The sequence below is a fragment of the Streptomyces sp. NPDC001770 genome, from assembly GCF_053596135.1.
The window spans coordinates 71,838-95,643 of the sequence record NZ_JBSFFN010000020.1 but is presented as its reverse complement, the minus strand read 5'-3'; the positions used below and the strand labels follow the sequence as shown (position 1 = coordinate 95,643).

Genomic DNA, 23,806 nt, shown 5'->3' with positions numbered 1-23,806 from the left:
CCGGGCGCGCGGAAGACCCCGGAGTCAGATGCCCTCGACGATCAGCCTTCTGCTGTCCGTGTTCCGGATGCGCAGCGGTGCGATCGCCCGGTACTCCGCCGAATCGTTCCAGGCTCGCGCGGAGGCCAGGTCCGGGAACTCCACGAGGACGATCTGCCCGGGGGTCCAGTCGCCCTCGACGACATCCGTCTCACCGCCCCGGGCCAGATAGCGGCCACCGTGGGGCGCGAGGGTCGCGACCACCTGCGAACGGTACTCGGCCAGTTCGTCGGGGTTGCCGGTCAGCTGCACGTCTGCGATCACGTAAGCGGTCATGCGGACGAACCTACGCGGTCGCCGATTCCTGGATCCACTCCAATAGGCCGTCCGAGCAGCCGTGTTGACCAGAACTCGTACTCACCGAGTGCGCGGCGACGCGCGGCGGCACGGTCCGCCGCCCGCGGCGTCCGCCGCGGGACGAACCGTTTCGCGTCACGCCCTCGGATACCGGGCGAGCCAACCCGGCGCCGCAGCAGTCGCGTTGTGCAGGGCCGGGCCCTGCGTCATCTCCATCGCGAAGTCGTCGGCGAGTTCGAGCAGGGTGGCCCGGCCCTCGATCTCGGCGAGCCAGGACGGCGGCAGGGCCGTCTCCCCGTGCAGCGCGCCGAGCAGCGCCCCGCAGACCGCCGCGGTGGGCGAGGACGGCCCACCGTGGTTCACGGCCAGCCGGAGCCCGTGGCGCACGTCCTCACCGACGAGAGCGCAGTACAGCCCCACCGCGAGCACCTCCTCCGCCGAGTCCTCCGAGCCCAGCGACTCGATCAGCGCCGGGCCCGGAATGCCTTGTCGTACGGCTCCGAGGGCCGAGCGCAACGCCTCGGTGACGGGCTCGTGGCCCGGGCGTTCCGCGAGCAGCGCCAGCGCCCGCTGCACCGAACCGTCCAGGGTGTCCCGCCGGGCCAGCCCGTGCATCACCACGGCGAAGGCACCGGCGGCCAGTTGGGCCGTCGAGTGGCCGTGGCTCTGCGCCGCGCACTCCACGGCGAGCTGGCACACCAGCTGCGGCTCCCACCCCACGAGCAGCCCGAACGGTGCGGACCGGGTCAGCGCGGCGGAATCCCGCGCCTCCGGGTTCCTGGGGCGCTCCAGGGTGCCCATCGTCGTGTCGCCGAAGCCGTGCAGGCAGGCCCGCGCGGGACCGCGCCGGGCGTACAGCCACTCCTCGCGCGCGAGCCAGCCGTCGCCCTCACGCCGCTCGTCCGGCCCCCAGTCGCGCTGCGTCGCCGCCCACCGCAGATGGGCCCGGTACACGTCGGTCGGCGGATGCCAGACGCCCGTGTCCCGCCGCACCTGGGCCCGTATCAGCCCGTCCACGGTGAACAGGGTCAGCTGGGTGACCGCCGTGACCCCGCCCCGCCGCCCGTCCACCGGCACGAAGTCGGCGACACCCCCCACCCCGTGCGCCTCCCGGATCTCCTCCAGCGTCAGCGGAGTGACCCCGGCCCCGAGGGCGTCCCCGAGCGCGGCGCCCAGCAGCGCCCCCCGTACCCGGCTGCGGAAGTCCTGCTGTTCCACACGGCCCCAGACAGCTGTGGTCCCGATGGTCATCCGGCCAGTCCCCCTACCGTCGGTACGGCTCCGCCAGCACTGTAATAGAACAGGAACGACTGATTCAGTGCCGGAACGGAATGTACGGAGTAGCTCTGGAGATCACTTTTGAACGGCATTCATCAGGGTTTTCCCGGACGGACGGGTCACCCGGCGGGATTCCCGCCACACTCTTCGAGACCCCCCTCCTCCGGCCCCTCCGCAGCCCCCTCCTCGAAGTCCTTCGAGGACTCCTCCGCCTCCGGTCGCCGGAAGCCGTCCCGCCGGGGCCCCGGACTCACCCCGCCGACGATCCACGCGAACGGCGGCCGCCCCTCCCGGCACTCCGCCACCAGCAGCGCGTCCCGCAACGCGTCGGCGGTCGCCTTGAGCGCGAACCGTACGGCCGCCTCCCCGGCCGCCTCGTCTGCCAGCACCTCCCGCGCCCCGGCGAGCACGTCCTCCCCGCACGCGACGAGATCGGCCTCCACCTCGTCGGCCAGCCGCGACATCCGGCTGTCGGGGTCGTCGGTGCTGAGGTAACAGCGCCTGCCCTCGGGCGAGTTCCAGGGCAGCAGACGGAACTGGGAATCGGTCATGACATGTGCCTCACAGACGCGGTGACTTCGGGTGACTTCGCAGTGACTTCCATCGGGTGATGCTCACTGTTCGTGACTCGATGATCACCGCCGCGACCTACGCTCGGAAGCAGACACGATTGCCCGCACACAGGACAACGGGAGGCCCACGATGACCGAACCGGCCGACGTGGACGAAGAATCAGGACGTGCCGCGCTCGGACGGACGCTGCGCTTCCTGCGCGAGAACGCCGGCAAGTCGCTGTCCCAGCTCGCCTCGGAGACCCGCTACGACAAGAGCTACCTGTACCGGCTGGAGGTCGGCCAACGGCTCTCGAAACTGGAGGTGATGGAGGACCTCGACCGGTACTACGGAAGCGGGGAGCTACTCAAAGGGTTGTGGGTGGTGGCGCGGCGGGAAGTCTTCAAGGACAAGTACAAGGAGTTCATGCGGCTGGAGAGTCGGGCTCGCGTCATGTGGAAGTTTCAACTTGCGATTCCTGGGCTCTTCCAGACGGAGGACTACGCCCGGGAGGTGTTGTCTGCGTCCCAGACGTCGAACGGCAACATCGAGCTGGTCGAAGAGCAGGTGGCAGCCCGCATGAGCCGTCAGGAGATCCTTCGCCGCGACCCGGCCCCCCACGTGCGGCTGATCCTGGATGAGGTGGCGCTACGCCGACCAACGGTGAACGCGAAGTCCTGGGAGTCCCAGTTGCAGCATCTCATCGCGGCCTGCAGTCTCCCAGACGTTGTTCTCCAGGTGTTGCCGTTCTCAGCGGGTGTGCACGGGCTCATGGCCAGCCACCTCTCCATTCTCTGGGACCCGGATGGCAGCTCCGTTGCCTATGTGGAGGGCAACGGCGTCGGCGAGTTGATCGACGAGCCGGACAAGGTGACCAGCTACCGACTGTCCTACGATCGTGTCCGCGATCTGGCCCTGTCACCAGCGGAGTCGCTGGTATTCATCCGGGGCGTTTTGGAGGAGCATCAATCATGAACCGCACGCTTGACCTCTCCATCGCCGCGTGGCGCAAGTCAACTTTCAGCGACGGCGGCGACACCAACTGCTTGGAAGTCGCCGACGACTTCCCCGGCCTCGTCCCCGTCCGCGACAGCAAGAACCCGACCGGACCGGCCCTTCTCATCAGCGCACCCGCGTGGAGAGCCTTCATCCAGGACGTACGGAGGACGAAGCGATGAACGCACCCGACCTGGGCCACACCACCTGGCGCAAGTCGAGCCACAGCGACGGCGGTCCGAACAACTGCCTAGAAGTCGCCGACGACTTCCCCGGCCTCGTCCCCGTCCGTGACAGCAAGAACCCCACCGGACCCGCCCTCCTCGTCACCGCCACCGCCTGGGCCGAGTTCGTCGCTTTCGCTGCCCAGCGCTGAGCCACCGAGCGCAGGCGCGCGACGTGGCAATGGCCCGGCGCCCGCCGCTCCGCCTGCGGCTCCGGGCCACGGACTGGCTCGGGGCCGAGGCTTCCCCGGGCTTTGGGGCGCTCCACGGACCAGGGCTGGCCCGCTCGGGCCGTCACCGATCGCGTACCCCGCGCGCCGTAAATCCGATTGTGCTTCCCAGCCGCCCCGGTAGCGTGCGCCGCTATGACACAGGAACTGAAGCGCCCCCCACTCCAGGCGGACGAACGAACCGCGCTGATCGGCTGGTTGGACCTGCAGCGGCAGATCCTGCGCTGGAAGTGCGAGGGGATCAGCGAGGAGGACGCGCACCGTTCCGTCGTCCCGACCTCACCGCTCATGACGATGGCCGGTCTCGTCTCCCACATGCGCTGGACCGAGCACATGTGGCTGGAGGTGCTGTTCCTCGGCGGGGACGAGAAGCAGAACCCGGCGTTCGACGAGTCGAGTGAGGCCGCCGACTGGGTCTCCGACGACCGCCCCCTGGCGGAGCTCCTCGCGGAGTACGAGGCCCAGTGCGCGCGCGGCAACGAGATCGTCGCCGCGGCCTCCTTGGACGACATCGGCCGGCACTCCGGCTTCCACTCCGCCGGCGCCAACCTCCGCTGGATGCTGATCCACCTCGTCGAGGAGACGGGACGGCACGCGGGGCACGCGGACATCGTCCGGGAGCTGCTCGACGGCACCACGGGCTACTACTGAGCCGTCTCCGTCGCTTCCCGTGCCGCAGCGACGGCGCGCTGCCTGACCTCACCGAACAACTGGATCATGGTGGCGGCCAGGACGTCGTCCCTGCCGATGGTCCGGCCGTCTCCCGTGCGAGGGGAAAGGGCCGAGGCGACCGGGGCGGACTCGGGCGCCGGGAGCGGGTCGGACAGTTCGCCCGGCGTCACCGAAGTGACCGTGCCGAACCGTTTGATCCCGCCCTCCCGGACGACCATGGCCGCGTCCCGGGCGAGGTCCGTCAGAAACACGCTCGCGATCCCGTCCAGCTCGCGGACCATCGCCGGGACGGCCACCGCACCCCGCTCACGCAGCAGTTTCCTGATTCCGGCCTCGAACCTGTGGGCCCCCGCCACAGAACTCGGCTTGGGCGAGCCGCCGCGCCCAGGAGCCTCCACGACGGCGCCCTCGGCGTCGTACACGACTCCGGTCAGCCCTTTGAACGCAGGACTGTGCTGGTACCAGCCCGCCCCCACCTCCAGCTCGACGTCCCGGTCGACGGCGGTCACGAGGTCCTGGGGAAGCAGCTTCCTCCGGGACTCCTCCGCCGCCGCTCGCAGCGCCCCGTCGATGAGACCCGTCAGCACGGTCCGCGTCACCGACGCGGCGGCCCGAGCCGCCGGCCGGGAGACGTTCAGCGGGGTGACGTCCCTGAACACCGCCTTGACGAGAGGGAGTTCGAACGCCGGTACGTCCGCATCCACGTCCACATTCGTGCCCATGCCCATGTCCCGCACCGTTCCTCGCTCAGAATGTCGGCGGGCACCGCCCGCTCCTCGGTCGTCGGCGTACCTCGCGCGCGACAGCGCCAGGCTGTCCAGGGTCACAGCGTGGAGGGCACGGTGTCGAGGTAGGCGCGGACCGCTCCGGACGTCTCGTCGTGCCGGCCGAGTACCAGCAGGTCCGGCCCCGGTGGCGCTCCCCTCAGGGGGCGGTAGGTGAGACCGGGCAGGGTGATGCGCTCCGTGGCCGTGGGGACGAGGGCCACGCCCTCACCCGCTGCCGCGAGGGCGAGGACGCCGAGGGTGCTGGCGACCAGGCGGACGCCGGAGCGGTCCTCCACGGGGGCGGGCCAGAGCCGGGAGAGGACGGTCTCGTCCTCTTCTCGGCTCGCGAAGACGATGAGGTCGTGGGCCCTCACGTCGGCGGTGGTCACCGAGGCGAGGCGCGCCAGTTCGTGGTCGGAGCGCACGGCGACGGACATCGGCGTGAGGGCGCGCCGGATGACGCGCAGTCCGTCGGTGTCGGCGAGACCGAGGTCGGGGCAGTAGCCGATGTCGAGCGCGCCGTCGCGTACTGCCTGGACCTGGGCGGCGGGCGGAAGCTCGGTCAGGGTGAGTCCGACGCGGGGGCGCGCCCGGCGGAAGCCGCGCACGTCCTCGGAGAGGACGCCCCGCAGCGCTGCGACGCCGGAGAAGCCGATCCGCACCGCCCCCGTCTCACCCCGCACCGACCACCGGGCGGTCTGGAGGGCCCGGTCCGCCTGTGCGAGGGCGCGGCGGGCTTCGGGCAGCAGTTGCTCGCCGGCCTCCGTCAGCTCGACACGGCGGCTCGTCCGGCTGAACAGGCGTCCGCCCACCTCGCGCTCCAGGGCCTGCACCTGGGCGCTGAGGGTGGACTGGGTGACGTGCAGCAGGTCGGCGGCCCGGCCGAAGTGGCGCTCGTCGGCGACGGCGACGAAGTAGCGCAGGTGCCGCAGCTCCACCGCCCACCACCGTCCATCGCTCGCACCGATCGATCGATCGTATCTTTGGGTTGGACCTATCGCCCTTCGCGGCGAAAACTGGACGCATGAACGTGACATCTCAGGACCGACAGGACATCGCCGACCTCATGACCGGGTGGATCCACCGCGACCTGGGCGAGTGGGAACGCCTCAAGGGCCTGTTCCACCCCGACGGCCGCATCGAGATCACCTGGTTCGAGGGGCCCGCGTACGAGTTCGTGGACGCCTCCGCCCGCATGGGGACCTCCGCCTTCCGCACCAAGCACCTGATCACCGCACCCGTGGTGACCTTCTCGGCCGACGGCACCCGCGCCGTCAGCGAGACCAACGCCGTCATCATCGGCGAGAACGTCGACCTCCGGCTCGGCTGCAACGGCCACAACCGGTTCATCGACCGTCTGGAGAAGCGGGACGGGGTATGGCGCATCAGCGACCGCAAGAGCGTCTACGACTTCGGCACCTTCACCTTCCCCGCCGGGATCGTCGACATCGACGCGCAGGCGGTCGCCCGGTACCCGAGGGAGTACGCGGCCCTCGCCTATCTGCTGGAGGCCAGCGGCTACCCGGTCGGCCGGGTCTTCGCGACCAAGGGCAGCGACCTGGAGCGGGACATCAAGGAGTCCGCCTTCGCCTGGCTGGGCGGTGCTCCGCAGCGAGGGTGACGACGCGCCCACGCGTCCCATGGGCGGCGGCCACCTCTGCCTCCGGGCGGGGCGGCGCGCGGAGGGGGCAGGGCGGAGGCAGGACCACCGCCGCCTCCGGCTCACTCGACGCCCGGCTGCTCCGCAAGGGCCGGGTAGTCCGTGTAGCCCGTCGCCCCGCCGACGTACATCATGTACGCGTCCCGCACCTGGTTGACCGGCGCTCCGGTACGCAGCCGGTGGACCAGGTCCGGGTTGGCGAGGAAGGGGCGGCCGAGAGCGACGAGGTCGGCTCCGGCGGTGAGAAGGCGTTCGCTCGCGGCGAGGCCGCCGTCCTCGGGGATGCGGTCCTTCGGGAGCACCGGGTTGGCGATCAGGGTGCCGGGCCAGTCCTTGCGGATCCGCTGGAAGACGGGCTGGTCCGGGTCGGCGTACCCGATGTGCAGGTAGGCGATCCGGCTGTCGGCCAGGGCGGCGACGAGGGCGGGGTAGATCTCCTCGGTGTCCCCCTCCTGGATGCTGTTGACCGTGTTGCCGGGAGAGACCCGCAGCCCCACCCGCTCGGCGCCGATCTCCTCGGCGACGGCCCGGACCACCTCGGCGACGAACCGGACGCGGTTGCCGACCGGGCCGCCGTAGGCGTCGGTGCGGCGGTTGGTGTTCTGCGACAGGAACTGGTGCAGCAAGTGGCCGTTGGCGCTGTGCACTTCGACCCCTTCGAAGCCCGCCTCGATCGCGCGGCGCGCGGCGGAGGCGAAGTCGGCGACGTGGTCCGCGATGTCCTGGAGGCTCATCTCGCGGGGCACGGGCGCCTGTTGCTTCCCGGTGGGCGTGTGGAGCGTTTCGGGGAGCGCCACCGGCGAGGGGGCGACCGGGGTCAGGCCGCTGGTGTCGGGGTGGCCGACGCGTCCGCCGTGCTGGAGCTGGAGGAACATCCGCCCGCCCGCCGCGCGTACCGCGTCGGTGACCAGGCGCCATCCGGCGACGTGGTCGGGGCGGTGGATGGCGGTGATGTTGGGGTACGTCTGCCCGACCGCGTTCGGGGTGGACGCCTCGGCGATGATCAGGCCGGCCGTGGCGCGCTGGGCGTAGTAGGTGGCCATGAGCGGGGTGGGGACACCGTCGGGGGTGGCGCGGTTGCGGGTCAGCGGGGCCATCACCAGACGGTTCGGGAGACGGAGCGGGCCGAGGTCGGCGGGGTCGAAGACCGTACGGGGGGCGAGGCCGGCAGGCCGGGAAACAGCGGGTACGGACGGCTGGGCGGAGGCGGGTGCGTTCGTCATGCCGGGAGGGTAAGAATTGACACCGGTGTCAGGTTCAAGTCGCAAAGGAGCTGGAGCGTCATGCGCATCGGTGAACTGGCCCGGCGTACGGGCGTGAGCGAACGCTCCCTGCGCTACTACGAGCAGCAGGGCCTGCTGGCCTCGGACCGTACACCCGGCGGGCACCGCGAGTACCCCGAAGGCGCTGTCGACCGGGTCATCCGCATCCAGGAGTTCTACGCGGCCGGACTGTGCAGCTCGAAGATCTACGAACTCCTGCCCTGCGTGAGGGACTCGGACGGCGGGCCGTCCGCCGTCGCCACGCCGCGGCTGGTCAGCGACCTCGGCGTGGAGCGCGACCGGATCGACCGGAAGATCGCCGAACTGCTGCGCTCCCGCGAGGTGTTGGACGAGGTGATCGCCACGGCGAAGGAGCAGTCGCCGCCGTCGGCCGCCGGTGACGCCGTCGCGTAGGGCTCCCGTCACCGCCGGCCGCCGGTGACGCCGTCGCACAGGGCTCCCGTCAGGGCGGGGCGAGTACCAGCCGGGCCGCGAGTCCGACGATCACGGCGCTGGAGACCAGCGAGGTGAGCAACCGGCCGCGCGGGCCCGTCAGTACGCGCCCCAGCAGCGCCCCGCCGCCGACCAGAAGCAACTGCCAGGAGGCGGAGGCCGCGAAGGCCGCCAGGACGAACACGGCCCGTTCCCCGGGGCCCGGCGCCGTGGCGCCCCGGTCCGCGAGCACCAGGGCGGAGAAGTACAGGACCGTGACCGGGTTCATCAGCGTGAGGCCCAGCAGCGCGAGGTACGCCCGCAGCGGGCCCGCCGGCCTCCGGCCGGTCCCGCCGCCCGGGGTCTCCCCCGCGCGGTGCCGGCGTACGGCCGTCACCGCGCCCCGGCACGCCAGTGCGGCGAGGACCGCGGCCGAGGCCCACCGCAGCAGCGGCGCGACGGGTTCGACGAACGGGGCGAGGGCCGAGCCCCCGGCCGTGGCGAGCAGCGCGTACAGGCCGTCGGCGGTCGCGACGCCGAGCGCCGCTCCGACGCCGACCCGCGGCGAGGTCCGCGCGGTGAGCGCCACCAGGCAGGTCGCGACCGCCCCGACCGGTACGGCGATGCCGTAGCCGGCCAGCAGCCCCGCGACCAGCGCCGCGCTCACGCGGGGTGCGGAGTCGGCCTCCCCGGACCGCCGGTCCGCTGCTGGAGGCCCCGGGTCATGGCGGCGAGGAACGACAGCGGCAGCACCGAGGGAGTCATGGGCGGATTCTCGGAGGGGGCCGCCACCCGGGCAACCCGTTTTCGGCGCGGCCCGCTGTCCGAGGAATGCGGCGGCCCGCGCTCAGGCCCCCGCGGCCGAACCACCCGCGGCGGCACTGTCCCCGAGAGACGTCCACGCCGGCGCGGCCCCGACCAGCGAGTCGAGGCGCTCCAGGCGCTGGGCGGTGGCGGGGTCGTCGGGCGTCATGACGATGATCCGTTCGCCCCGCCCCCGGTCCAGCCACAGGCTCTGGAACTGGACGTCGAGTCCGCCGACGCGCGGGGAGCGGTAGTGGCGCAACTGGGTCCGGTCGGCGCCGACTTCGTACGTCTCCCAGTACCGTACGAAGTCCGGCGACTCCTGGCGCAGCCGGGTGATCAGCGCGTTCCAGCGGGGGTCGTCGCGGTGTTCCGGCTGGCGGGCGCGGAGCCTCGCGGTCATGTCGCGGAGGACGGTGTCCTCGTCGACCAGGCTGTTGCGCCAGCCCGGTTCGGTGAACATCAGCCACGCGCAGTTGCGTTCCTCGACCGGGTACGCGTCGAGGTCGGCGAAGAGGTACCGGTAGGTGCGGTTGGCCGCGACCAGGTCGTAGCAGTCGGTCTGCACGGCGGCCGGGTACGGCAGCAACTTGGCGAGGACGGTGGTGTGTTCGGGGCGCAGGTCCATGGGCGGTCCCGGCTCGACGGCCGTGCCCCGGCCCGCGAGCACCATCAGGTGCTGGTGCTCGGCGGCGTCCAGGCGCAGGACGCGCGCCACCGCGTCCAGTACCTGGTCGGAGGCGTTCCGGGCCCTGCCCTGTTCGAGCCACGTGTACCAGGTGACCCCGACCCCGGCGAGCTGCGCGACCTCCTCGCGCCGCAGTCCGGGCGTGCGGCGCCGTCCGCCCGGGGGCAGCCCCACGTCACCGGGGCTGACGCGGGCTCGGCGGGCGCGCAGGAAGGCGCCGAGGGCGTTGCGGTCGGGCGTCGAAGAGGTCACCACCCCAGTGTCGGGCCTCGGGGCCGGGAGATCCAGGTAGTACTGGTACCCCGATAAACAGGCTCCTGGTACCAGGATGGCGCGAGGCGCACAGTCTGGCCATGACCCTCACGACCGCACCGTCCGCACCGGCCCCTGCCCCGCGCACCACACGAGCCGTCCCCGGCACCGCCCCTGCCCCGCGCACTACACGAGCCGTCCCCGGCACCGCCCCCGTCCCGCACACCGTGGCGCCGCCCCCGGCGCGTGCCCTCACCGGCGCGGGGCTCGCCGCGCTGCTCGTCGCCTTCCTGCCCGTGAACATGACGTTCGGCTCGGTCAACCTGCTCGAACCCGCGATCACCGGGGATCTCGGTGTGACCGCGTCGGGCGGACAGCTCGTGCTGTCCGCGTACACCACGGCGTTCGCCGCGACCCTCGTCGTCGCCGGGCGTCTGGGCGACCGGTTCGGGCGGCGCCGGCTGCTCGCGACGGGGGTCGGCGCGTTCGGTGTGGCCTCCGTGCTCGCCGCCCTCGCGCCGAACCTGGTGACCCTCGTCGTGCTGCGCGCCGTGCTGGGCGTGGCCGCCGGCCTGTTCACCCCGCAGGTCCTCTCCACCATCCAGTCCACGGCGCCCGAGAAGCTGCGGGCGCGGGGCGTCACGCTGTTCGCCGCCGTCGGCGGCATCGCGACCGTCGCCGGGCAGCTCCTCGCGGGCGCCGTGTCCCAGGCCGCCGGTGACCACTGGGGCTGGCGGCTCGTGCAGATACTCACCGGGGCGATCGGCGCGGCCGCACTGCTCGCCCTGCGCTCCGTGCCCGAGTCGCGCTCGACGGCACCGCTCACGCTGGACCTGCGCGGAGCAGCACTCCTCGGCACGGGCCTGCTCCTGGTCGTGGTGCCCCTGACCCTGGGCACCTCTGCGGGCGGTCCGGCCCCGGTGCTCGCGATGCTGGCCGCGGGCGGTGCGGTGCTCGCCGCCTTCGCCCGTTCGCAGCGCGCCGCCGAACGCCGCGGCGCACTGCCCGTCGTCCCGCCGAGCGTGCTGCGCACCCCGGCCGTGCGACACGGCCTGATCATGTCGCTGCTGTTCTTCACCGGCTACGGCGCGTTCCTGTACGAGTTCTCGGCGCTCGCCCAGGGCGCGTTCGGCGTGGACGCCTGGGACGCCGTCGTCCTGATGCTCGGGTTCGGCGGTGGGTTCATCGTCACCGCCCTCGCCCTGCCGGCCGTGGAACGCCGCACCGGGCGCTGGACGATGACGGGTGCGGCCATCGGGCAGGCCGCGGCGCTCGTGGGCCTCGCCCTCGCCGTGAACGGCACGCACGGCCACACCCCGTGGGCCCTGCAGCCGCTGCTGATCGCGCTCGGTGTCACCCAGGCCCTGATGTACGGGCCGGTCCTGCGTACGGTCCTCTCCCGCACCCCGACCTGGGCGGCGGGTGTCGCCGGCGGGCTCTTCACCACCTTGCAGCAGCTCGGGCTCGGCCTGGGCGTCGCGCTCCTGGGCGGCCTCTTCCACGCCGTGGCCGACGCGACGGCGGACGGTTCCGCCGCCGCCGGGCTGCCCCGCGGATTCGCCGTCGCCGTGGCCGTACAGGCCGCCCTGTCCCTGGCCTTCGCCTTCTTCGCCACCCGTATCGCCCGGGGCGGGGCGCCCGGAACGACGGTCTGAGCAGCGCTGGGGCCGCCCGGCCGGAAACGGTGGCGGAGCGGTGCTACGGCCGACGGCCGCCCAGCACGTACCGCGCCCGCTCCCCCGCCACCACCCGGTCCAGGTCGCTCAGCATCGCCTCCGCGTCGCGGGCGGCGGTCAGGGCGGCCGGGTCGAGGTCGGCGGTGACCACCTCGCGCCCGTCCGGTCCGGCCTCGGTCAGCAGCCGCCCGTCCGGGCCCCACACCCCACTGCCGCCGCAGGTGTTCCAGCCGCCGGTGGTGCCGATGTGGTTGGCCAGGACCGTGTAGACGGTGTTGTCGAGAGCGCGGGCGGGGAACCACGTACGCGACTCGTGGTAGCCGTTGCCGACACTGAACAGGGCGCCGACGAGGTACGCGTGGCAGCCGTCCAGGGCGGCGGCGCGGGCGTGCTCGGGGAAGCCGGAGTCGTAGCAGATCCCGAGACCGAGCCGCCAGCCGTCGACGTCGAGAGTGCACCCGGCCGTGCCCGGCCGGTAGACCTCGCGCTCGGTCCTGAAGAGGTACTGCTTGTCGTAACGGGTGACCAGCTCCCCGTCCGCCCCGATGACCAGCGCGGACACGTACAGGTCCCCCGCCTCGTGGAACGCGGCGCCCACCACGGCGACCGTGCCGGTCTCCCGGCAGGCGTCGGCGAGCGGGGCGAGGCGCGGGTCGCCGGGCTGCACGGCACAGCGCAGCGGTTCGGCGCGGACGAGGCCGGGCTCGTACCCGCTGAGGAACTTCTCCGGGAGTACGACCACCCGGGCCCCGGCCCCGGCGGCCTCCCGGACCAGGACGGCGGCGGTGGCCGTGTTGGCCTCCACGTCCCCGGCCACGGCCTGCGCCTGCGCGGCGGCCACCCGGAGCGGGCCCGACGGGACGGGGTACGTGCGGGGCGGGGCGGTGGGTGAGGTGCGTGCGGTCACGGGGGCCCAGGATACCGGCGGGCTCCGGGCCACCCGTCGGATGCGCGGGATGCCGGGCGTCACACCGGCGGCCGTGCTGCCGGCGCTCCGCGCTCAGGCCCGCCGGGCGGTGTAGACGGAGATCGACCCGGTGGCGGTCGGCACCACGTGCGCTTCGCGCACCTCCTCGAACCCTGCCCCGGTCATCAGCTCGGGCAGTACGCCGTCCGCGTTGGGCTGCGTGTCCCGCTTGCCGTCGGCGAACTGGACCGTACGGAAGGCGAGGCGCATCGCGCGGGTGCGCTGGAGACCGTAGTCGGCGATCACCACCCTCCCGCCGGGGCGCAGCGCCGCACGCATCGATGCCAGCACCGCCCTCTTCATCGCCAACGGGCACTGATGCAGCACCAGGCTGCTGACAACGGCGTCCACGGACCCGGCGACGGGACCCAGCACCTCCCGGAGCGCGTCGCCCATCCCTTCCCGCCACTCCGGGCCCGGTCCCGGGCTCCCGCCCGCTTCCCCGTCGCCCGCGCCCACCCGCCCGGCCTTGCGGCGCGCGAGGGACAGCACCTCGGGGTCGGGGTCCACTCCGATGATCCGGGCCTCCGGCTGCGCCGCGTGCAGCAGAAGGGCGAGTGTGCCCGTCCCGCAGCCCACGTCGACGACGAGGCCCCCGGGGGCCGGCGCGACCAGTGCGACGACCAGCCCGCGCCAGACGGGCTCGCGGGTCACTGCGGCGACCACCGGATCGTAGAGACGTGTGGGTGCGAATCGGCCGAGGGCCGGTGTGAAGTCTCGTGCGGTCATGTCCTCAGCATGCGACGGCCGTTGCTCCAGGTCTCGCGCGAACCGCTCGCAGGGCCAACGGAGTCGGGGCGGAACCCGCACCCCGCGCGGAATCCGCCGCGCCGGGCGAACGGACGCGAGGAGCGGGCCGCGTGAAATTCGGCACGGACAACGTCTGCCGACCGAGGCCGGGTTGTCCATAAACTGCCCCCATGACGACCCGAGCCGCCACCCCCGCCCTCGCCGCACGCGCTTCCACGGTCGACGCCTCGCCCGTACGCGAGATCCTCGCGCTGACCGCGCGGCCCGAAATAATCTCGTTCGCGGGCGGACTCCCGGCGCCGGAGCTGTTCGACACCGAGGGGATCCGGGCCGCCTACGACCACGTGCTGGCCGAGGACGCGGCACGGGCGCTCCAGTACTCGGTGACCGAGGGCGATCCGGGGCTGCGGGCGGCCGTCGCCGCCCGGTACTCCGCGCGGGGGCTGCCGACCCGGGCGGAGGACCTGCTGGTGACCACCGGATCGCAGCAGGCGCTGACCCTGCTCACCACGGCGCTGCTGGAGCCCGGCGACACCGTCCTCGTCGAAGACCCCACGTATCTCGCGGCGTTGCAGTGCTTCGGCTTCGCGGGGGCGCGGGTCCTGCCGGTGCCGTGCGACGACGAGGGCATCGACCCGGTGGCGCTCGCGGAGCTCGTCGAGCGGGAACGGCCCAAGCTGCTCTATACGATTCCCACCTTCCAGAACCCGACCGGGCGCACCCTCCCGCTCGCGCGCCGGCAGGCCGTCGCCGACGTCGCGCAGCGGCTCGGGCTGTGGATCGTCGAGGACGACCCGTACGGCGAGCTGCGCTACGAGGGCGAGCGCGTGCCGTGGATCGCGTCGCTGGATGCCGCCGCCGACCGCACGGTCCTGCTCGGCACCTTCTCCAAGGTGATGTCCCCCGGCATGCGCCTCGGTCATCTCCGTGCGCCCGCCGCGCTGCGCCGGGCCTGCGTGATCGTCAAGCAGGCCGCCGACCTGCACTGCTCCGCCGTGGACCAGGCGGCCGCCGCCCGCTATCTGGAGGTCTCCGACCTCGACGCCCATGTGGGCCGGGTCCGCTCCGCGTACGGCGACCGCCGGAACGCCCTGCTCGACGGCCTGCCCGCCGCCCTCCCGCCGGGCAGCACCTGGAACCGGCCGGACGGCGGGATGTTCGTCTGGGTCCGGCTGCCCGACGGCCACGACGCGACCGCCCTGCTGCCGAAGGCGATCGCCCACGAGGTGGCGTACGTGCCCGGCGCCCCCTTCTACTCCGGGACCCCCGACCCGGCGGCCCTGCGGATGTCCTTCACCACCCACACCCCCGAGGAGATCGCCGAGGGGCTGCTGCGGCTGGGCAAGGCGCTGGACTCCACGGGGGCACCGGCATCGGCAAGGGCGACCGCAGCGCAGCCTGTCGCGCACGCCTGAGCGGGCCGCCTTCCCCGTTCGCCGACGTGGAGGTACAGGGAGGTACGGGACGGCGGCGCGTGCGGCGTCACGGGGTGAGCGCGCGGATCAGACGGCGCTCGGCTGCGGCGCGGCGGCCAGGCTCTGCTTGACCTGCCGGGTCACCGCGTCGGCGATGATCTCGGGCAGGCCCGCCTCGATGCCGTGCAGGGCCTGGGCCGCGACGTCTGCGGCGTCGGTCTTCCGGTCGGCGGGGACCGCGGCGGCCATGTCGGTGTCCATGTAGCCGACGTGCAGCGCCGAGACGGCGATGCCGCGCGGCGCCAGCTCGTCGCGGGTCGCACCGGTCAGCGCCCAGGCGGCGGCCTTGGAGGCGGCGTAGGAGCCGACGGCGCCCGGGTGCATCCAGGACAGGACCGACAGGACGTTGAGCACGGCGCCGCCGCCGTTGCCCTCGATGACCGGGGCGAAAGCGCGGGTCGCGGCGAGCGGGCCGAAGAAGTTGGTCTCCATCTCCCGGCGCACCTCGTCCAGGTCTCCGCCGACCAACGCCGCGCCGGTGAGGACGCCCGCGTTGTTGATGAGCAGCGTCGCGTCGGACGCGGTACGGGCGGCCTCCTCGATCGACGCGTGGTCCGTGACGTCCAGCCGCAAGGGGGTGACGCCGGGCAGGTCGATCAGCTCGGGGCGCCGGGCCGCCGCGTACACCTTCGCGCCGCGCTCCACGAGCTGGGCGGCCAGGTGCCGTCCGAGGCCCCGGTTGGCGCCGGTGACGACTGCGACCGCGTTCTTGAGTTCCATGTCTGCTCCCGGCCCTGGCGGGCGCCCTCCGGCCACCCACACCCATTAGATGATGCACGTAATCTAAACACCGTTCTACGATAGATGCCAGTCGACATCCAAAAAGGGAGGCAGTCATGGGCCGCGTGTCGCAGGCGCAGGCGGAGGAGAACCGCAGCCGGGTGGTGGACACCGCCTCCCGGCTCTTCCGGGAGCAGGGCACGCACGTCAGCGTCGCCGACCTGATGAAGGCGGCCGGTCTGACCCACGGGGCGTTCTACAAGCAGTTCGCCTCCAAGGAGGCGCTCGTCGACGAGGCGACCGCCCACGCCTTCACCCGGCTCGCCGGGCACCACGCCGCCGGGCTCAGGCAGCACGGGGGGCAGCGCGACGCCACTCAGCGGGCGCTGATCGACACCTACCTCTCCGTCGGACACCGCGACGACCCGGCGGGCGGCTGTCCGGTCGCCGGGCTCGCCACCGATGTCGCACGGGACGGAGGCGGGCGCGAGGCCCGGCGCGTCTACACCGAGGGGGTGGCCGGCTTCGCCGGCTTCCTCGCCACCGACGACGAGGACGGCATCGCCCGCCTCTGCACGCTGTTCGGCGCGCTCGTCCTGTCACGGGCCACCAAGGGCTCCCCGCTCTCCGAGGAGATCCTCGCCGCCGCGCACGCGGCCCTGACGGAGCGCGGCCGACCGGAGGCGGGACCCGTCACGCACCCTGAGCCCGCCGCCCCGTGACCCCCACCCGGGGATTGCGGGGCGGCGGGCGCACACCCGGTCAGCCCGGCAGGACCGGCAGCAGCTCCGGCAGATGGCCGTCCGAGACGGTCGCGGCGGCGACGCGTTCCTCGGGGACCTCTCCGTACAGGGTGGTACGCGGCTTCGCCGGGCGGCCCGCGAGTTCGGCGATGGCGACCAGGTCCTGGATGGAGCGGTACGAGCCGTAACTCGATCCGGCCATACGGGAGATGGTCTCCTCCATCAGGGTTCCGCCGAGGTCGTTGGCGCCCGAGCGGAGCATCTCGGCGGCGCCCTCGGTACCGAGCTTCACCCAGCTGGTCTGGATGTTGGTGATGTGCGGGTGGAGCAGCAGCCGGGCCATGGCGGTGACGGCGCGGTTGTCGCGGTCGGTGGGGCCCGGGCGGGCGATGCCGGCGAGGTAGACCGGGGCGTTGGTGTGGATGAAGGGCAGGGTCACGAACTCGGTGAACCCGCCGGTCTCCTGCTGGAGCCGGGCGAGGGTACGGAGGTGGCCCAGCCAGTGGCGGGGCTGGTCGACGTGTCCGTACATCATGGTGGACGAGGAGCGCAGGCCGACCTCGTGGGCGGTCCTCACGACCTCCAGCCAGGTGGCGGTGGGGAGTTTGCCCTTGGTGAGGACCCAGCGGACCTCGTCGTCCAGGATCTCCGCCGCCGTGCCGGGGATGGAGTCGAGTCCGGCCTCCTTCGCGGCGGTCAGCCAGTCGCGGATCGAAAGCCCGGTGCGGGTGGCCCCGTTGACGACCTCCATCGGGGAGAAGGCGTGCACGTGCATGCCGGGGACGCGTTCCTTCACGGCCCGCGCGATGTCGAAGTAGGCGGTGCCGGGGAGGTCCGGGTGGATGCCGCCCTGCATGCAGACCTCCACCGCGCCGACGTCCCAGGCCTGGGCGGCCCGGTCGGCGACCTGGTCGAGGGAGAGGGTGTACGCGTCGGCGTCGGTGCGGCGCTGCGCGAAGGCGCAGAAACGGCAGCCGGTGTAGCAGACGTTGGTGAAGTTGATGTTCCGGGTGACGATGTAGGTGACCTCGTCGCCGACCGTGTCGCGGCGCAGCGTGTCCGCGATCCGGCAGAGCTCGTCGAGCGCCGGGCCCTCCGCGTGGAGCAGGGCGAGGGCCTGGGCGTCGGTGAGCTTCGTCGGGTCGGCGGCGGCCTGGCTCAGCGCCTCGCGGACGTCCGCGTCGATGCGGGACGGGACCATGCCGGGGGCGGCGGCCTCGCGGAGCGCCTCCCAGTCCCCGTACACCTCGTCGAAGTCCTCGCGGCGGTCGCCGGTGCGGCCCTCGGTGTCGATGGTGCGGTGCAGGTCGGTGCGTCCGCTCGCGCCGAACTCCTCGTCCGGTTCCTGCCAGGGCAGGCCGACGGGGATCGCGCCCTCCTTCGCCATGCCGGTCTCCGGGTCGGCGAGCGCGCGCACGTGCGGGAGCAGCCGGGGGTCGAGCCACGGTTCGCCGCGCTGGATGAACTCCGGGTAGATGGTGAGGCGTTCGCGCAACGCGAAGCCGGATTCGGCGGTGCGGGCGGCGAGTTCGTCGATGTGCGGCCAGGGGCGTTCGGGGTTGACGTGGTCGGGGGTGAGGGGCGAGACCCCGCCCCAGTCGTCGATGCCCGCGCCGACGATCAGCGCGTACTCGGAGTCCACCAGGTTCGGCGGGGCCTGGATGCGGGCCGCGGGGCCGAGGATGTGCCGGGCGACCGCGATCGTCGCGGCCAGCTCCTCCAGCTCCGCGTCGGGCATCGCGCGCATCGCGGTGTCCGGCTTGGCGCGGAAGTTCTGGATGATGACTTCCTGGATGCCGTGGTAGGCACGGGCGGTGCGCCGGATCTCGAAGAGGGAGTCGGCACGCTCCTCGTAGTTCTCGCCGATGCCGATCAGGATGCCGGTGGTGAAGGGGACGTTGGAGCGGCCGGCGTCCTCCAGGACGCGCAGCCGGACCGCCGGCTCCTTGTCCGGGGAGCCGTGGTGCGGGCCGCCCTTCTCGGACCACAGGCGGGTCGCGGTGGTCTCCAGCATCATCCCCATCGACGGGGCGACCGGCTTGAGCCGCTGGAGGTCGGTCCAGCCGAGCACGCCGGGGTTGAGGTGCGGGAGCAGGCCCGTCTCCTCCAGGACCCGGATCGCCATGGCGCGTACGTACGCCAGGGTGTCGTCGTACCCCTCGGCCTCCAGCCACTCCCGCGCCTCGGGCCAGCGGTCCTCGGGGCGGTCGCCGAGGGTGAAGAGCGCTTCCTTGCAGCCGAGCGCCGCGCCCTTGCGGGCGATGTCGAGGACCTCGTCGGGGGAGAGGAACATCCCGTGGCCCTCGCGGCGGAGCTTGCCGGGGACGGTGACGAAGGTGCAGTAGTGACAGATGTCGCGGCAGAGGCGGGTGAGCGGGATGAACACCTTGCGGGAGTAAGTGATGACGCCCGGCCGGCCCGCCGCTGCCAGGCCCGCGTCGCGTACCCGGGCGGCGGACGCGGCGAGGTCCGTCAGATCGTCGCCGCGCGCCTGGAGGAGTACGGCGGCCTCGGTCGCGTCGAGGGCAACACCGTCACGTGCCCGTTTGAGTGCGCGCCGCATGGCGTTGGTCGTGGGGCGTCCGCTCTGAGGATCGGTCATGGGATCGAGCATACGAGCGGGGCCCGGGCCGGAGTCCGCCGGTCACTTACACGTTCGCGCACACCTGATCGCACAATCGCGCACCCCTCACCGCGCCCGGCACGACCCGCGCCGCGCGCCCGGGCGCGGATGTCGGCGGTGCGGCGGGGTCCGCCCCGTAGGGTCGGCACGGTGATGGAAACGATCGTGTTCGACATCGGTGAGACCCTCGTACGCGACGACCGCCACTGGGCGTCCTGGGCCGACTGGCTGGGTGTGCCCGCGCACACGGTGAGCGCTCTGGTCGGTGCCGCCGTCGTCGGGGGCGGAAACGCCGCGGACGCGCTGGCGCTGCTCCGCCCCGGCATGGACGTGGCGGAGGCGGAACTGGCCCGTGAGGCGGCGGGGCGCGGCGAGCACCTCGGCGAACGGGACCTCTACCCGGACGTACGCCCGGCGCTCGCCGGACTCCGCTCGCTCGGGTTCCGGGTGGTGGTGGCGGGGCACCGGTCGATGCGCGCCACCGAGCAGCTGCGGGCCCTGGACCTCCCGGCGGACCTCGTCGTCACCTCGGCGGAGTGGGGCGTGGCCAAGCCGGACCCGGAGTTCTTCACACGGGTGCTCAAGGCGTCGGACTCCGACCCGCGCACCACGGTGTACGTCGGCGACCACCCGGCCGAGGACCTCTTCCCGGCGCAGGCCGCCGGTCTGCGCACCGCACACCTGCGGCGGGGCCCTTACGGGCACTGGTGGGCGGATCACCCGGACGTGGTGGAGTCGGCGGACTGGCGGGTGGACGCGCTCACCGAGCTGACCGCACTGCCGGGGCTGGTACGGGAGCGGGGAAACGGGAGCGGCGGTACGGGCAGTACCGGTACGGACGGCGGCGGCGAGGGGTCCGTACGGGACGATCCGGCGCGGCGGCCGGAGCGGGGCGGGACGCCCACGCTCCGGGCGCTGCGTTCGGTGCGGTGACCGGGCCGGCGGACGCACCGGCCCCCACCGCCCGGTGGCGTTCTCGCGGTGCTCCGGCGGAAGCCCGTCGGGGGAACACCACCGGGAGCGGCCGGGGTCAGCCGCCGATCTCGTACTGGCCGACCGTCCGGAAGTACCGGTAGTCCTCCGCGGTGCCGTTGCTGAGGAGATCCTGGATCGCGGCGTTCATGGCGTCGCTGAGGTTCGGGTCGTTGAGCATACGGACGACGTACAGCGCGTCGTCCTGGAACTGGGCCGCCTTGTATCCGGTCCACCGGAAGTAGCTGACGGCTTCGGGGGTGTTGGCGTCGAAGGCGGCACTGGCCGCCCGCTGCACGTACTTGTCGCCGTTCTGCTGGGCCGCCGCGCTGATGCGGGCGACGGCGAGGTAGTCGTCCTTGAGCTGGGCCTCGGGGTATCCCGTATCCAGGAAGGCGCGCGCCGCTCCGGGGTCGGTCTCGGAGGCGGTCATGGCGTCGCTGCCCGCCCGCTGCACGTACGTGTCACCGTTCTGCTGGGCCACGGCGATGACGCGGGCGACCGTGAAGAGGTCGTCGCCGTTCTGGGCCGTGGTGCAACCCGTCTCGAGGAAGGCGCGCAGGTCGTCCACCGTGCCGGCCAGGGCCGCGTTCGCCGCGCTCAGGACCGACCGCCCGGCGTTCGGGTCCGCGATGATGCCCTGGATCTCCGCCCGGAGTCCGTCCTCCGTCAGCTGGTCGACCGGAGTGTCCGTGCCGGACGGGGCGTCCGGGCAGGCCACCGGCGGGGGCGAGAAGGGCGTGTAGGGCGCGGCGGGTGCGGACGACGCGGACGTGCCGGCGGCGAAGGCCGGTGCGGCGAGGAGGAGCGCGGGCGTCAGAGCGGTCGCGGCGACCAGCAGCGCGGCTCGGGTCATTCTCATGGTGTGCCTCCATGCTCGGTGGGTCCGTCGGCACGAAGCATCCAGGTGCCTGGTACACGCATCAACGCGGCGCGCCAGTACCCGTGATGAACAGCTGCCTTACATTCCGCCGGCTTGTATTACCCGAGGCGGACTGCCTCTTCGCGGGGCGCGCCTCACCCCTCCCGGCGCCGCGACAGCGCGCTCATCGCGACCGCCGCGAGGGCCGCCGCCGCGCCGACCAGCCACACCGCCGTGTAACCGCCCTCGCCCGGCTCGCCGGTCAGGTCCGAGCGGAACGCGCCGAGCAGGGAGGCGAACACCCCGCCCGCCACGGCCCCGCCGAGCGTCTTCACGTTGTTGTAGAGGGCTGCGGCGATCCCCGTACGGGCGGGCTCGGTCGCCTCCACGATGACGGTGGGCATGGCTCCCAGCGCCAGCCCGATGCCGAGTCCGAGGAAGGCGGATCCGGTCGCCATCTGCCACATCTCCTCGTGGAAGAAGGCGAATTGGGTGAAGGTGAGCGCGACCAGGCCGAAGGCTGCCATCAGCGTCGGACGGTAGCCGATCCGCTTCGCCAGCGCGGCCGTGGAGAGGGAGCCGATGACGCTGCCGACCGCGCCGGGCAGCGACACCAGCGAGATGGCGAGGGCGCCGAGCCCGAACCCGTAACCGTTGACCGCCGGATCGGCCGCGTAGAAGGTGGAGTTGGGGGTCTGGCTGCCGAAGTAGAAGACTCCGAAGAGGAAGGCCGCTCCGTAGAAGGGCGCGGTGGTCCGCGCCGCCAACGCCCGTACGTCCACCAGTGGTTCGCCGCTGCGCAGCTCGACCCGCACCCAGAGGGCGAGCAGCGCGAGCCCCAGGAGCACCGGGCCGAGTACGCGTACCGAGCCCCAGGAGCCGTCCTCCGCGCCGGACACCCCGGCGAGCAGGGCGATCATGGCGGCGCCGAGGAGCACCACCCCGGCCCGGTCGACGCGCCCGCCCGCCCTGTTCCGCGACTCGGGTACGGCGACGAAGGAGACCGGTACGCAGGCCGCCGCGAGGACGGCAGGGACCAGCAGGGTCAGCCGCAGCGAGCCGAACGCGGAGTCCACCAGCCCCATCACCACCCCGCCCGCCATCGCGCCGAGCGTCAGGGCCCCGACGAGCCGGGCGATGGCCCGGCGCGCTTCGGCGACCGGCAGCCGGTCCCGTACGAGGGCGATCTCCAGCGGCAGCAGCGCCGCGATCGGCCCCTGGAGCGCCCGGCCGGCCAGCAGCACCGGGTAGTCGGGCGCGAGGGCGACGGTCAGCGTTCCGGCGGCGATCAGCGCGAGTGCGATCCGGAGCATCCGGCGGTGGCCGTACAGATCGCCGAGCCGCCCGAACAGCGGGACGCACACCGCCGCCGCCAACAGCTGGACGGAGACCACCCAGTTGAGGGAGGCCGAACCGATGGAGAGGTGGTCGGCGAGGTCGGGCAGCAGCGGGGCCAGCCCGACCTGAAGGAAGCCGCTGGTCGCCTCGAAGAACACGAGGAGCCCCACGACCGCCGTCACGGACGCGGTGGCGGGCGGCGGTACGGCCGGGGGCGGGGTGGCCGACGGCGGGGTGGGCGGGGCGGTGGAGGTCATGGGCGGGCTCCAGCGGGTGCGGGACGGCGGTGACACCGAGAGGGCCGAAAGCGGGGAGGGACCGCTACACGTCGTGGCCGAGGCGGCGCAGGGCCAGCCCGGCGAGCAGCGCGGCGGCGTGCGGCAGGGCGCCGTCGTCGTACACCGCCTGGGCGGAGTGATTCATCGGGGCGGTGGCGGGGTCCACGCCGGGCGGGCAGGCGCCGAGCCCGACGAACGCGCCGGGCACCTCGCGCAGCACGAAGGAGAAGTCCTCCGCCCCGGCCATCGGCTTGGGCGCCTCGAAGGCGTGGTCCCGGCCGAGGATCCGCCGCGCGGTCTCCAGCGCGAAGGCCGCCTCCTCGGCGTGGTTGACGGTCGGGGGGTACTGGTCGACGTAGTCGACGGTCGCGGTGACCCCGTGGGCGGCGGCCACCCCGTGCACGGTCCGCTCGAAACCTGCGCGGACACCGGCGCGGGCGGCATCGGAGAAGGTCCGTACGGTGGCCGAGAAACGCGCCTGCTCCGGGATGACATTGGCCGCCGTACCGGCCGCGATCCGGCCCACGGTGACGACCGCCGGATCGAAGATGTCCCTCTCACGGGTGACCAGGGTCTGGAGCGCGGTGACCATCGCGCACATCGCGGGCACCGGGTCGGCCGCCAGGTGCGGGGAGGAGCCGTGCCCGCCCCGGCCGTGCACAGTGACGTGGACGGCGTCCGAGGCGGCCAGCATCGGGCCGGGCCGGGTGGCGGCGAAGCCGGTCGGCGCCCCGGTGGAGACCACGTGCAGGGCGTACGCGGCGACGACCCGCTCCCCCGCGGCGTCGAGCACCCCCTCCTCGATCATGATCTTCGCGCCGCCCTGGCCCTCCTCGCCGGGCTGGAACATGAACACCACGTCCCCGGCCAGCTCCGCGCGCCGGTCCGCCAGCAGCCGGGCCGCGCCGACGAGCCCGGTGACGTGCAGGTCGTGGCCGCAGGCGTGCATCCGGCCGTCGAGCACGGAGGCGTAGGAGAGACCGGTGTCCTCCTGGACGGGCAGCCCGTCCATGTCTCCCCGGAGCAGCACCGCCGGACCGGGCAGCCCGCCGCGCAGCACCGCGGTGACGGAGCTGAGCTTCTCCCCCAGGGTGATCTCCAGCCCGAGGCCCGCCAGGGCGTCCACGATCCTGCGCTGAGTGAGCGGGAGGTCGAGGCCGAGTTCGGGTTCCCGGTGGAGGGCGTGGCGGAGTTCGGTCAGCGCGGGGGCGAGGGCGTGGGCATCCTGGAGCAGAGACATGGGCGTATG

At 73.0% G+C, this 23,806-nt stretch carries 25 protein-coding genes; 10 read left to right on the top strand and 15 right to left on the bottom strand.

Translation table 11 applies throughout. The annotated features are described in order from the left end of the window. Positions 1-24: 24 nt before the first annotated feature. The 3 genes from ACWCSV_RS19465 to ACWCSV_RS19455 all read right to left on the bottom strand — a co-directional run bounded on the left by ACWCSV_RS19465 (position 25) and on the right by ACWCSV_RS19455 (position 2,165). Positions 25-315 (bottom strand): DUF1330 domain-containing protein, encoded by a 291-nt coding sequence (locus ACWCSV_RS19465; protein ID WP_451143761.1) that lies wholly within the window; start codon positions 313-315, stop codon positions 25-27. 156 nt (positions 316-471) lie between these two features. Further along, positions 472-1,587, bottom strand: a complete 1,116-nt coding sequence (locus tag ACWCSV_RS19460; RefSeq protein WP_451143759.1) for an ADP-ribosylglycohydrolase family protein — start codon at positions 1,585-1,587, stop codon at positions 472-474. A gap of 146 nt (positions 1,588-1,733) precedes the next feature. Further along, on the bottom strand, positions 1,734-2,165 hold the full coding sequence (locus ACWCSV_RS19455; RefSeq protein WP_451143757.1) for a hypothetical protein: 432 nt from the start codon (positions 2,163-2,165) through the stop codon (positions 1,734-1,736). A gap of 151 nt (positions 2,166-2,316) precedes the next feature. On the opposite strand from ACWCSV_RS19455, the gene ACWCSV_RS19450 reads away from it, so the two are divergent. The 4 genes from ACWCSV_RS19450 to ACWCSV_RS19435 all read left to right on the top strand — a co-directional run bounded on the left by ACWCSV_RS19450 (position 2,317) and on the right by ACWCSV_RS19435 (position 4,267). Further along, entirely contained in the window at positions 2,317-3,141 is an 825-nt protein-coding gene (locus tag ACWCSV_RS19450; protein WP_451143755.1) for a helix-turn-helix domain-containing protein, read from the top strand. Next, the gene (locus ACWCSV_RS19445) at positions 3,138-3,344 is read left to right on the top strand and encodes a DUF397 domain-containing protein (RefSeq protein ID WP_451143753.1); all 207 of its coding nucleotides are present in this window, start codon (positions 3,138-3,140) and stop codon (positions 3,342-3,344) included. Before ACWCSV_RS19450 ends, ACWCSV_RS19445 begins: the two co-directional genes overlap by 4 nt. Then, complete coding sequence (locus tag ACWCSV_RS19440; protein WP_451143751.1) at positions 3,341-3,538, top strand: DUF397 domain-containing protein; 198 nt, start codon at positions 3,341-3,343, stop codon at positions 3,536-3,538. Before ACWCSV_RS19445 ends, ACWCSV_RS19440 begins: the two co-directional genes overlap by 4 nt. Before the next feature lie 213 nt (positions 3,539-3,751). After that, positions 3,752-4,267: a DinB family protein gene (locus ACWCSV_RS19435; RefSeq protein WP_451143749.1), complete on the top strand. Its 516-nt coding sequence runs from the start codon at positions 3,752-3,754 to the stop codon at positions 4,265-4,267. On the opposite strand, the gene ACWCSV_RS19430 is transcribed toward ACWCSV_RS19435, so the two are convergent. Both ACWCSV_RS19430 and ACWCSV_RS19425 read right to left on the bottom strand, forming a co-directional pair. After that, positions 4,261-5,010, bottom strand: a complete 750-nt coding sequence (locus ACWCSV_RS19430; RefSeq protein ID WP_451143842.1) for a hypothetical protein — start codon at positions 5,008-5,010, stop codon at positions 4,261-4,263. The two genes, ACWCSV_RS19435 and ACWCSV_RS19430, sit on opposite strands and share 7 nt — an antisense overlap. Positions 5,011-5,111: 101 nt before the next feature. After that, on the bottom strand, positions 5,112-5,993 hold the full coding sequence (locus tag ACWCSV_RS19425) for a LysR substrate-binding domain-containing protein (RefSeq protein WP_451143747.1): 882 nt from the start codon (positions 5,991-5,993) through the stop codon (positions 5,112-5,114). A gap of 86 nt (positions 5,994-6,079) precedes the next feature. Between ACWCSV_RS19425 and ACWCSV_RS19420 the strand changes: the two genes are divergently transcribed. Continuing rightward, positions 6,080-6,676, top strand: coding sequence for a nuclear transport factor 2 family protein (locus tag ACWCSV_RS19420; protein WP_451143745.1), 597 nt, complete (start codon positions 6,080-6,082; stop codon positions 6,674-6,676). A 101-nt stretch (positions 6,677-6,777) separates the two neighbouring features. Here the strand turns inward: ACWCSV_RS19420 and ACWCSV_RS19415 are convergent, their stop codons facing one another. Further along, on the bottom strand, positions 6,778-7,938 hold the full coding sequence (locus ACWCSV_RS19415; RefSeq protein WP_451143743.1) for an alkene reductase: 1,161 nt from the start codon (positions 7,936-7,938) through the stop codon (positions 6,778-6,780). Between the two features lie 60 nt (positions 7,939-7,998). On the opposite strand from ACWCSV_RS19415, the gene ACWCSV_RS19410 reads away from it, so the two are divergent. Then, positions 7,999-8,391 carry a MerR family transcriptional regulator gene (locus ACWCSV_RS19410; RefSeq protein WP_451143741.1) on the top strand — a complete coding sequence of 131 codons (393 nt, stop codon included), beginning with the start codon at positions 7,999-8,001 and terminating at the stop codon, positions 8,389-8,391. Between the two features lie 49 nt (positions 8,392-8,440). Here the strand turns inward: ACWCSV_RS19410 and ACWCSV_RS19405 are convergent, their stop codons facing one another. Both ACWCSV_RS19405 and ACWCSV_RS19400 read right to left on the bottom strand, forming a co-directional pair. Then, positions 8,441-9,076, bottom strand: coding sequence for a LysE family transporter (locus ACWCSV_RS19405; RefSeq protein ID WP_451143738.1), 636 nt, complete (start codon positions 9,074-9,076; stop codon positions 8,441-8,443). Positions 9,077-9,256: 180 nt separating this feature from the next. Further along, positions 9,257-10,153, bottom strand: coding sequence for a helix-turn-helix transcriptional regulator (locus tag ACWCSV_RS19400; protein ID WP_451143736.1), 897 nt, complete (start codon positions 10,151-10,153; stop codon positions 9,257-9,259). A gap of 101 nt (positions 10,154-10,254) precedes the next feature. On the opposite strand from ACWCSV_RS19400, the gene ACWCSV_RS19395 reads away from it, so the two are divergent. Then, a complete protein-coding gene (locus ACWCSV_RS19395; protein ID WP_451143734.1) occupies positions 10,255-11,808 on the top strand; it encodes an MFS transporter in 1,554 nt (517 codons plus the stop codon). Between the two features lie 43 nt (positions 11,809-11,851). On the opposite strand, the gene ACWCSV_RS19390 is transcribed toward ACWCSV_RS19395, so the two are convergent. Together ACWCSV_RS19390 and ACWCSV_RS19385 are read right to left on the bottom strand one after the other, a co-directional pair. After that, complete coding sequence (locus ACWCSV_RS19390; protein WP_451143732.1) at positions 11,852-12,736, bottom strand: carbon-nitrogen hydrolase family protein; 885 nt, start codon at positions 12,734-12,736, stop codon at positions 11,852-11,854. Positions 12,737-12,829: 93 nt separating this feature from the next. Continuing rightward, entirely contained in the window at positions 12,830-13,525 is a 696-nt protein-coding gene (locus tag ACWCSV_RS19385) for a class I SAM-dependent methyltransferase (protein ID WP_451143730.1), read from the bottom strand. Between the two features lie 191 nt (positions 13,526-13,716). Between ACWCSV_RS19385 and ACWCSV_RS19380 the strand changes: the two genes are divergently transcribed. Further along, positions 13,717-14,961, top strand: coding sequence for an aminotransferase-like domain-containing protein (locus ACWCSV_RS19380; RefSeq protein ID WP_451143728.1), 1,245 nt, complete (start codon positions 13,717-13,719; stop codon positions 14,959-14,961). A gap of 87 nt (positions 14,962-15,048) precedes the next feature. On the opposite strand, the gene ACWCSV_RS19375 is transcribed toward ACWCSV_RS19380, so the two are convergent. Continuing rightward, a complete protein-coding gene (locus ACWCSV_RS19375; RefSeq protein WP_451143726.1) occupies positions 15,049-15,741 on the bottom strand; it encodes an SDR family oxidoreductase in 693 nt (230 codons plus the stop codon). Between the two features lie 116 nt (positions 15,742-15,857). On the opposite strand from ACWCSV_RS19375, the gene ACWCSV_RS19370 reads away from it, so the two are divergent. Next, on the top strand, positions 15,858-16,463 hold the full coding sequence (locus ACWCSV_RS19370; protein WP_451143724.1) for a TetR/AcrR family transcriptional regulator: 606 nt from the start codon (positions 15,858-15,860) through the stop codon (positions 16,461-16,463). A 40-nt stretch (positions 16,464-16,503) separates the two neighbouring features. Here ACWCSV_RS19370 and ACWCSV_RS19365 read toward each other — a convergent pair whose 3' ends face one another. Beyond that, positions 16,504-19,098 (bottom strand): bifunctional FO biosynthesis protein CofGH, encoded by a 2,595-nt coding sequence (locus tag ACWCSV_RS19365; protein WP_451143722.1) that lies wholly within the window; start codon positions 19,096-19,098, stop codon positions 16,504-16,506. A gap of 162 nt (positions 19,099-19,260) precedes the next feature. On the opposite strand from ACWCSV_RS19365, the gene ACWCSV_RS19360 reads away from it, so the two are divergent. Then, the gene (locus tag ACWCSV_RS19360; protein WP_451143720.1) at positions 19,261-20,040 is read left to right on the top strand and encodes an HAD family hydrolase; all 780 of its coding nucleotides are present in this window, start codon (positions 19,261-19,263) and stop codon (positions 20,038-20,040) included. Between the two features lie 97 nt (positions 20,041-20,137). On the opposite strand, the gene ACWCSV_RS19355 is transcribed toward ACWCSV_RS19360, so the two are convergent. The 3 genes from ACWCSV_RS19355 to ACWCSV_RS19345 all read right to left on the bottom strand — a co-directional run bounded on the left by ACWCSV_RS19355 (position 20,138) and on the right by ACWCSV_RS19345 (position 23,797). Then, entirely contained in the window at positions 20,138-20,941 is an 804-nt protein-coding gene (locus ACWCSV_RS19355) for an ALF repeat-containing protein (protein WP_451143718.1), read from the bottom strand. A gap of 155 nt (positions 20,942-21,096) precedes the next feature. Beyond that, positions 21,097-22,536 (bottom strand): MFS transporter, encoded by a 1,440-nt coding sequence (locus ACWCSV_RS19350; RefSeq protein ID WP_451143716.1) that lies wholly within the window; start codon positions 22,534-22,536, stop codon positions 21,097-21,099. A 64-nt stretch (positions 22,537-22,600) separates the two neighbouring features. Next, the gene (locus ACWCSV_RS19345; protein ID WP_451143714.1) at positions 22,601-23,797 is read right to left on the bottom strand and encodes a M20 metallopeptidase family protein; all 1,197 of its coding nucleotides are present in this window, start codon (positions 23,795-23,797) and stop codon (positions 22,601-22,603) included. Positions 23,798-23,806 lie beyond the last annotated feature (9 nt).